Annotated in this window: 7 protein-coding genes; all 7 read right to left on the bottom strand. The window is 28.4% G+C overall.

Annotated features, from left to right (window positions below; translation table 11 throughout):
- Window positions 1–453 precede the first annotated feature (453 nt).
- Window positions 454–1,875 carry an ABC transporter ATP-binding protein gene (locus SOR60_RS09665; RefSeq protein ID WP_320595829.1) on the bottom strand — a complete coding sequence of 474 codons (1,422 nt, stop codon included), beginning with the start codon at window positions 1,873–1,875 and terminating at the stop codon, window positions 454–456.
- Complete coding sequence (locus SOR60_RS09660; protein ID WP_320595828.1) at window positions 1,872–2,600, bottom strand: energy-coupling factor transporter transmembrane component T; 729 nt, start codon at window positions 2,598–2,600, stop codon at window positions 1,872–1,874. Before SOR60_RS09660 ends, SOR60_RS09665 begins: the two co-directional genes overlap by 4 nt.
- Window positions 2,600–3,190, bottom strand: a complete 591-nt coding sequence (locus SOR60_RS09655) for an MptD family putative ECF transporter S component (protein ID WP_320595827.1) — start codon at window positions 3,188–3,190, stop codon at window positions 2,600–2,602. Before SOR60_RS09655 ends, SOR60_RS09660 begins: the two co-directional genes overlap by 1 nt.
- 27 nt (window positions 3,191–3,217) lie before the next feature.
- Window positions 3,218–4,942 (bottom strand): ABC transporter ATP-binding protein, encoded by a 1,725-nt coding sequence (locus SOR60_RS09650; protein ID WP_320595826.1) that lies wholly within the window; start codon window positions 4,940–4,942, stop codon window positions 3,218–3,220.
- Window positions 4,942–6,708, bottom strand: a complete 1,767-nt coding sequence (locus SOR60_RS09645; protein ID WP_320595825.1) for an ABC transporter ATP-binding protein — start codon at window positions 6,706–6,708, stop codon at window positions 4,942–4,944. Before SOR60_RS09645 ends, SOR60_RS09650 begins: the two co-directional genes overlap by 1 nt.
- Before the next feature lie 106 nt (window positions 6,709–6,814).
- A complete protein-coding gene (locus SOR60_RS09640; RefSeq protein ID WP_320595824.1) occupies window positions 6,815–7,429 on the bottom strand; it encodes a TetR/AcrR family transcriptional regulator in 615 nt (204 codons plus the stop codon).
- A gap of 155 nt (window positions 7,430–7,584) precedes the next feature.
- Window positions 7,585–8,028 (bottom strand): ATP-binding cassette domain-containing protein (locus SOR60_RS09635; RefSeq protein ID WP_320595823.1); only part of this gene is annotated, 444 nt, incomplete at its 5' end.

Below are 8,028 nucleotides of genomic sequence, written 5' to 3'. Positions count from 1 at the left end.
AAATGGACAAGTAGAATTCGTGGCTGGGATCAAATCCTATCCCAATTATCAATATTTTTTGAAGGGAGGTTTTAAAAACAGGTAAAAAAACTATAAAATCAGCTGCAAATTTTCATGAAAATTTGACAGTTTATTAAGTTCATATAAAATTAAGATAAGCTCCATCCCTATAGGAATGGACAGATATTGATACATAAAAAATTGTATCAACCCTTACCCATTGATCAGGATTTAGGTTGATACACAAAACTATTTACAGACCCTTTCTACCCCTAGGGGTAGGATTTGACCTAATACCAGAGCTAGTCTAGTTCTAACTCTGATATTAGGTCCAACTTTGTGGGGTCAGCTTAAATTACTATCTTTAAACTTTTTATTTTATTTACGAATTTTTACCTAAATACAGTTTTTTAAGTTCTGAATAATTCATTATTTCACTATTTCATATCTACATTATAAATAAAATATAAAAACTATTATAATACAATGATATAAAAACTCTACTATCTTGTCGCAAACCAATTCCAAAAACTCAATGTCATGTGATATTATTAAGATTAGCTTATCTTCTTCCTTTACTTTTTTTATATTATCAGCAACTATTTTCATATTTCTATAGTCTAACCCACTTGTTAGCTCATCGAAAAATAAAACTTTTTTATCGGATAACAAGGCAGATAAAATAATAACTCTTTGTTTTTCTCCTCCAGATAAGGTGTAAGGATTTCGATTGACAATATTTTCAAGTTCCATATATTTTAGCCAGTCATTGATGTTTTTTTCGCTTTTATTTTTTGATGTTAATAAGATTTCGTCAAAAACAGTCTCAGTAAATAGCTGATAATTTACTTCCTGCATAATTAATAAACTTTCTTTTATCCTATTTCTTCTATTAAATGTCCTATTAGCTTTTAAAATATTCCCTTTGTTTTTCCCATATAACCCACATATAATTTTTGCAAATGTAGATTTTCCAATTCCATTTTTTCCAACAATTCCAATTATATTGCCATAGGAAAATTTAAGATCGCCAATGTTTAAAATTGTTTTAGTATTTCTTTTAAAAATTAAGTTTTTTACTTCTAATAATAGTTTTTCATTAAAATTAATCCTATCAGAAATAAGATTTATATCTTTATAAACGCAATGCCTAAGCCCTGTTTTTAAACGTTCATTTTCGCTTAAATTACCAATTTCTTCCATATTATATTCTCTAATAATTTTCCCATCTTCCATATAAATTGCTCTGTCTACTATGGCTTTTAAATACCATAACCTATGCTCAGCAATTACTATTGTTTTACCTAACGCTTTCAATTTTTCTATTATCTTGGAAAGTTCCTTCATAGAATCAATATCTAAACTGGAAGAAGGTTCGTCAAAAACGAATACTTCGGGATCTAAAGCATATGCACTGGCAATTGCAATTTTCTGCTTTTCTCCACCTGAAAGCTCAAATATATTTCTATTCATCAATGGATCAATGTTAAAGGTGTCTTTAACTTCTTCAATTTTTTTATTTATCTTAGTACTTTCTAATCCATAGTTTTCCAAACCAAAAGCTATCTCATCCGTAGTGTTAGTTGTATAAAATTGAGTTTTAGGGTTTTGAAAAACTGATCCTACAAGTTTAGATAATTCATATATTGCAGTTGTAAAGGTGTTAATGCCATTTACTCTGACACTTCCACAAATTTCGCCATCATAAAATTCTGGAATAATCCCATTAATAAGCTTTAATAAAGTGGATTTTCCACATCCACTTTTACCACATAAAAGTATACATTCCCCTTTTTTTATATTTAAGTTTATATTTCTTAAAGCGTAGTCATCTCCACTCTTGTACTTAAAGCTTAATGCCTTAATTTCAGTCATAAATCCCACCCTGATACTTTCATAAGTATTACTATTAATAAATTTAAAATCATAAGAATTAAAACACTAATATCTTTTTTTCTAAACTTAGTAAGATGTCTACTTGTTTTTTCAACAGGAGCATCAAGCCCTCTCACGATAGCTGATTGAGATAATTCGTCTCCTATTTCTAAAACACTTGTAAAAAGAGGAATAAAAAAATATTCCAGAATTAAAAGAGGTTTTTTCAATAAATTCTTTAAATTAAAATTGATTCCTCTAGTCTTCATTGCCATATTAATATGACTCCACTCATCTTTAATTGTTGGGAAACACCTAAAGATTACAGAAATCATAATAAGAGAGTCTTTTGAAAATTTTAATTTTTGTAAAGTTGCTACTGCTAATGAGGAACTTGTTGAATTTAAAATCCATTTCCCAACAATAATACAAGGTAAAAATTTCCTTCCAATTACAAAGAAAAACAAGAATAAATTTATAATAAAATTTCTATTAATATAGGTCAAAGTTTTTTCTAAAATTACACTTATTACGAAAAATGAAATATATCTTATAGCTGATTTTTTATAGCCATCACTAATAATTATTACAATAAAAAATAATGTAATAAGGCTTTGATAATATAAACCAAACCCTAAGAAAATTAAAATATTAGCCCCTATAAGTAATATAAGTTTTGTTCTGAGGTCATACTTTGACCCCAGAACAAAATTTAAATCTCTCATTATAATACTCCTGCGGATTCTAACTTTTTATTTAATATTTTCTTTGTAAAATAAGAACCAATCAAAGAAAATATTAATGTTCCAATAATCATAATAGGTAACATCCATATTGGTGTCCAAGCTCTTACAGTATTACAAAAACTTTGATCAAGTCCTCCTTTTATTACACTTTCAAAGAAAGTTTCTCTCATAATCCAAATAGGTAAAAATCCACCAAACAAGTTTAAGGAAAAAAACATATGACTAATTGAGTTTTTCATAAAATCAGTATAATCTCCACTTTTTGCTATAAGCATAGCGATTATTCCAGCTGGTATTGCAACTAATGGAGCAATTGGAATATGTCCTGTTGCAACTAACAAAATACTTGGAAGTGTTGCTGCAATCACAATTGCTGTGCTTGATTTTGTTTTTGCAAGAAGCATATGATAGGTTGGCGCAGCGAGTAGTGCTACAAGCATAGGCATTAACAAAAATAAGATAGGAACTGGCATAGATATGGCTCCTATAACCACATATGTTACTAAGTAAAGTGCAATTAATACACCTGCTGTAATTGCATTCTTTGATGATTTATTTTGTTTTTTCATTTTCTTTTCCTCCTTTAGAATTAATTATTACTCTACAATCTTCCATTCTCTTGACTTTTCTTGATAATTCCATAGGTCTTTATATAGCCCGTTATTTTTCATCAGTTCTTGATGTTTTCCTACTTCTTCTACTTTTCCCTTATTTAAGACAACAATTTTATCTGCTCCCATAACGCTCCTTAGCTTATGAGCTACTACAACAACTGTTTTATTTTTAATTAAATTGGAAATTGCTTCTTGTATAATAAGTTCATTTTCGGGATCAAGGGAAGATGTCGCTTCATCAAGGAGTATTATCGGGGAATCCTTTAAAATTGCTCTTGCTATGGATATTCTTTGTTTCTCACCTCCTGACAGAGTTGCCCCTCCTTGTCCAATCATAGTATCAAATCCCTTTTCCTTATTTATTATAAAATCATAAGCTCCTGCCATTTTTGCAGCATTTATAATTTCATCTTTGCTTGCATCTTCTTTCCCAAATTTTATATTGTTATAAATAGTATCTTTAAAAAGATATACGTCTTGAAATACAACAGAAAATTTTTCCATTATTTTGTAAGGGTCTGCTTTGGATAAATCTATTCCTCCAATTTTAATTGTTCCTTTATTCGGATCATAAAACCTGGATATAAGTTTAATAAGTGTAGATTTACCCGAACCAGAATGTCCTACGAAAGCTGTTAATTCATTCTCATTGATATCTAATATGATGTCATCAAGAACTTTCATTTGATTATAAGAAAAAGAAAGATTTCTTATTTCTATATCGTTACTTTCATTTAAATCTTTATCTCCAGATATAGGTTTTTCATTGAGTAAATTTAAAATCCTTTCTCCTGATACTGATGCCATTTGTAATCCTGAATAATTTACAAGAGCAAGTTCCAAAGGATCAAATATTCTTGTTCCAACAAATAGAAACATTAAAAATGTATCAATTTCTAAACTTCCCTTTAAAAACAAGTAAGAACCTGTTAAACTCATCAAAGGAAGTCCAATTCTTAAAATCATACTTGCAATTGTCGTTAATGAGCCAACACATTTTTCATTCTTGATATTTGCAACTTTCGTATCATCGATATCTTTTTCGAGTATATTTAAACTATCTTTTAAGCTATTATAAGCTTTAAGTGTTTTTATTGTGTCTAAATATTCATTTATAGCTTCCCCTTCTTTTATCTTTATATTTTTTGTTTTTAAATAAACTTTTTTCTGAAAATTTTGCATAAGTCTTAATAGTAAAATTGAAATAGGTAGACCAATAAAAGTTGCTACTCCCATTTTTATATCAATAATAAAAAATAAAATTGAGCAAAATATTGCTACACATATACCACTAAAAAACTGAGGTAATTGATGAGTTACTGCTATTTCCACTTTAAAAAAATCATTCATCAATGTGTCTAAAATCTCTGATGAGCTTTTGCTTGAAAGATAGCCTATAGGAAGTCTTCTTATATGATCTGCAAGTTCTATCCTTCCATCTGCTGTAGTTTTATATCCAAGTTCATAAGTATATTTTGTAGCTAAATTTTCAAAGAAAAATGTTACGATGAAAAACATAGCCATTATTCCAAAATATTTCCATAAGATATTTATGTCTACATTCCCTACACCTCTACTTAAAAACAAGGTTTCCACAATCTTAGCTAGAGCAATAAAGGGGATAAGATTTGAAATAGATGCTAAAATATTCAAAGCAATAGATTTTCTTATATTATCGGTCTTTCCTAAAGTAATATTTTTTATCATTACTTCTCACCTTCTTTTCTATTCATTTGCCAAACATTTGAATTCTTGTAAATATCATAAAGTCTTTTGTATATTCCATCTTCAGATATTAATTCTGTGTGTTTTCCTCTTTCTACAATTTTTCCATCTGATATTACTAAAATTTGATTTGCATTTTCTATTGTACTTAATCTATGAGCTATCATAATAACTGTCTTGTTTTTTACCAATTCCGATAAAGCTTTCTGCATTAGATATTCGTTTTTGGAATCTGCAAAACTTGTAGCTTCATCTAAAACCAATATAGGTGCATCCTTCAAAATTGCTCTTGCCACGGCAATACGCTGCTTTTCTCCTCCGGATAAATAAGTTCCCTTTCCTAAGCGAGTTTCATATCCGTCAGAAAGTTTTTCAATAAAATCATGACACCTTGCCTTTTTAGCTGCATTTATAACCTCTTCTTTGCTACATCCTTCCTTAGCCATGGCTATATTATTAAAAATAGTATCTGAAACTAAATCACTATCTTGAAAAACAAAAGAAATATTATCCATCAAAACTTTTGTTGGTATTTTTTTTATATCAACTCCCCCAACTTCAATAGACCCTGCCAATGGATCATAAAACCTTGGTATTAAAGTCCCTATTGTAGATTTTCCTGCTCCTGAATATCCCACCAACGCTGTAACCTCTCCTTGTTTTGCACAAAAACTTATATTCTTTAAAACCTCTTCATCTCCATAAGAAAAGTTTACATTTTTAAATTCAAGATCATAACTTTTTATTTCTTTATCATAGTTTTCATTTGATATTTCTTTTTCATCTATAACTTCATATATTCTAGCAACAACTTCATTTAGCAAATTCATGCCTTCTGCAAAATCTCTAAGTTTTAAGACCGGTACACTCATAGAAGGTACAACTATTAAAAAGAAAACAAATATAGTTATAAAACTTAAACTATAATTTTTTGATAATAGAATTATTCCAATAGGTACTACAAATGTTGCCACTGAAAGAATAAATACTCTAAAGGATACAAAACCTGGTCTTATCATGGATGTCATTGAACTTGTAAAATTTCTATAATCATTTACAGATTTTGAAAAAGTTTTAAATGAACTAACACCAGCTCCAAATATTTTAACTTCAGGCATTCCTTTTACATATTCAGTAGTTGAAGAATTGATGTTATCAAGAATCTTAAAATTTTCAGCTAGACCACCTGACTTGATAATTTTTATCATAATTGCCATTTGAATTCCAAAACCTATAAGTAAAGCTAACAAAGTAATAAATGCCAAAAATAAATTCATTTTAAACATGATAATAAGTATGACTAAAATAAGAACTAAAGTTGAAATAAGATTCGGTAGTTGGTGAGAAAAATATCCTTCAATCTGATCCATATCTTGCCCCAATACTTGCTTTATTTTTGACTTGTTATCTCCAGTAAAGTATCCTAAGGGAAGATTTCCAATATGTTTTAATATCTTTTTCTTTAGATTTGCTATCAAAATATAAGAAAACTTATGACATAAAATACTTCCAATATAGGTTAGAAAATAAGCTAAGATTACAGATATCACTCCATAGATACAAGTGTTTATTGCTTTTTGATCCAAATTTCCGTTTAAAAATAAGGACTTTATAACTTTGTATATTACTAAAATCGGACAAATACTTAATAATATTCCAAAACAAATAAGTAGTATCCCTACTATAAGATTTGTCTTTTTAACATCACTATAGGAAATTATATCCCCAATAGATTTCTTTTTTTCCATTTATATCCTTCCTCCTTCACAGAACGAATTCGTTCATTTGTCTTAAACTAATACAAGGAAAACATCTATGACGTTTTCCTTGTAAAATACTTATATTCTATTTTCATCAACGAATTCTTGGAAAAAATTTGCTTATTACTTCAAAAGCACCACTCGAATTCGTCTTATTTTCACCCTTATTAATCAAATTAGTATATATAGTTCCAGCAGCACCGTATAAAATAAAGGCTGCGAAACTCTTTACATTTTCCCTATCTATTTCCATATTGTTTTCTATTTTTCCACCTTCAACTCCTTCAATAATAAATTCAGAATAAACATCAATAAACTTTCCAATATAATGAGCTAATTCCCAGAGTCTATAGGAATTATCTGTTATTGAATTATTTGAAGAAAAATTATATTTTCTTGAAAACTGATCTATATCTTTTACAACAAGATCTCTTAACATTTTTATTCTCTCTTCATAGTCTATTTCTAAATTTTGAAATATATCTAACTTGTTTTTTAACTTTTCATCAAAATAAGTTTCCATGCATGCTAAGAATATATCTTCTTTTGATTTAAAGTAATAATAAAACATTCCAGGAGCTCCATTAACCTCTGCAAGTATATCTCTCACAGATACCCTTTCATATCCATATTGTTCAAATAATTTAGATGCAGTATCTATAAGCTCCCTTTTTCTTTCTTCTGGGTCTTTTACATTCCTCTTAGACAAATTCTCACCCCTAACGACCGACATTCGTTCTTTTAATATAGATTATTATTTTCATTCATTTTTGTCAAGAGTTAATTTTAGCAAATATAAACAATTTATTTACTAGAATTTTTGCAAAAAAAGAGGACTATTATTTTAAAAATCCTCTCAATGTTTTATTCAATTTTCCATCCAGTAGCCTTTTCTCGTTTCTCTATAAAGCTCTTGTATATATTTGATTTTTCTATTAGTTCTCTATGTTTTCCTATATTTTCAATTTTTCCCTTATCTATAACAATAATTTTGTCAGCATTTTTAATAGTTTTAAGTTTGTGAGCGATTATAATAACAGTTTTACCTTTTAATAAATTTTTTAAAGCAATCAATAATTGTTTTTCATTTTCTGGATCTACACTTGAAGTTGCCTCATCAAGAATTACAAATTTACTTGGCTTTAACATAGCTCTCGCAATAGATATTCTCTGACGCTCACCTCCTGATAGGTTTGAACCACTTTCTTGCAAAACAGTATCATAACCTTGTGGTAATTTCATAATGAAATCATGGCACTGTGCTTTATTTGCAATATTTATCATTTCTTCTTCTGTTGCATTTTCATT

Source organism: Anaerococcus porci (assembly GCF_034090325.1).
Classification (GTDB): domain Bacteria; phylum Bacillota; class Clostridia; order Tissierellales; family Peptoniphilaceae; genus Anaerococcus; species Anaerococcus porci.
This window is presented reverse-complemented; position numbering and strand designations above follow the sequence as displayed.

Bases quoted from the DNA above. Each gene is read 5' to 3' on its own strand.
- SOR60_RS09665 (WP_320595829.1), bottom strand. From the start codon at position 1,875: ATGACTGAAATTAAGGCATTAAGCTTTAAGTACAAGAGTGGAGATGAC.
- SOR60_RS09660 (WP_320595828.1), bottom strand. From the start codon at position 2,600: ATGAGAGATTTAAATTTTGTTCTGGGGTCAAAGTATGACCTCAGAACA.
- SOR60_RS09655 (WP_320595827.1), bottom strand. From the start codon at position 3,190: ATGAAAAAACAAAATAAATCATCAAAGAATGCAATTACAGCAGGTGTA.
- SOR60_RS09650 (WP_320595826.1), bottom strand. From the start codon at position 4,942: ATGATAAAAAATATTACTTTAGGAAAGACCGATAATATAAGAAAATCT.
- SOR60_RS09645 (WP_320595825.1), bottom strand. From the start codon at position 6,708: ATGGAAAAAAAGAAATCTATTGGGGATATAATTTCCTATAGTGATGTT.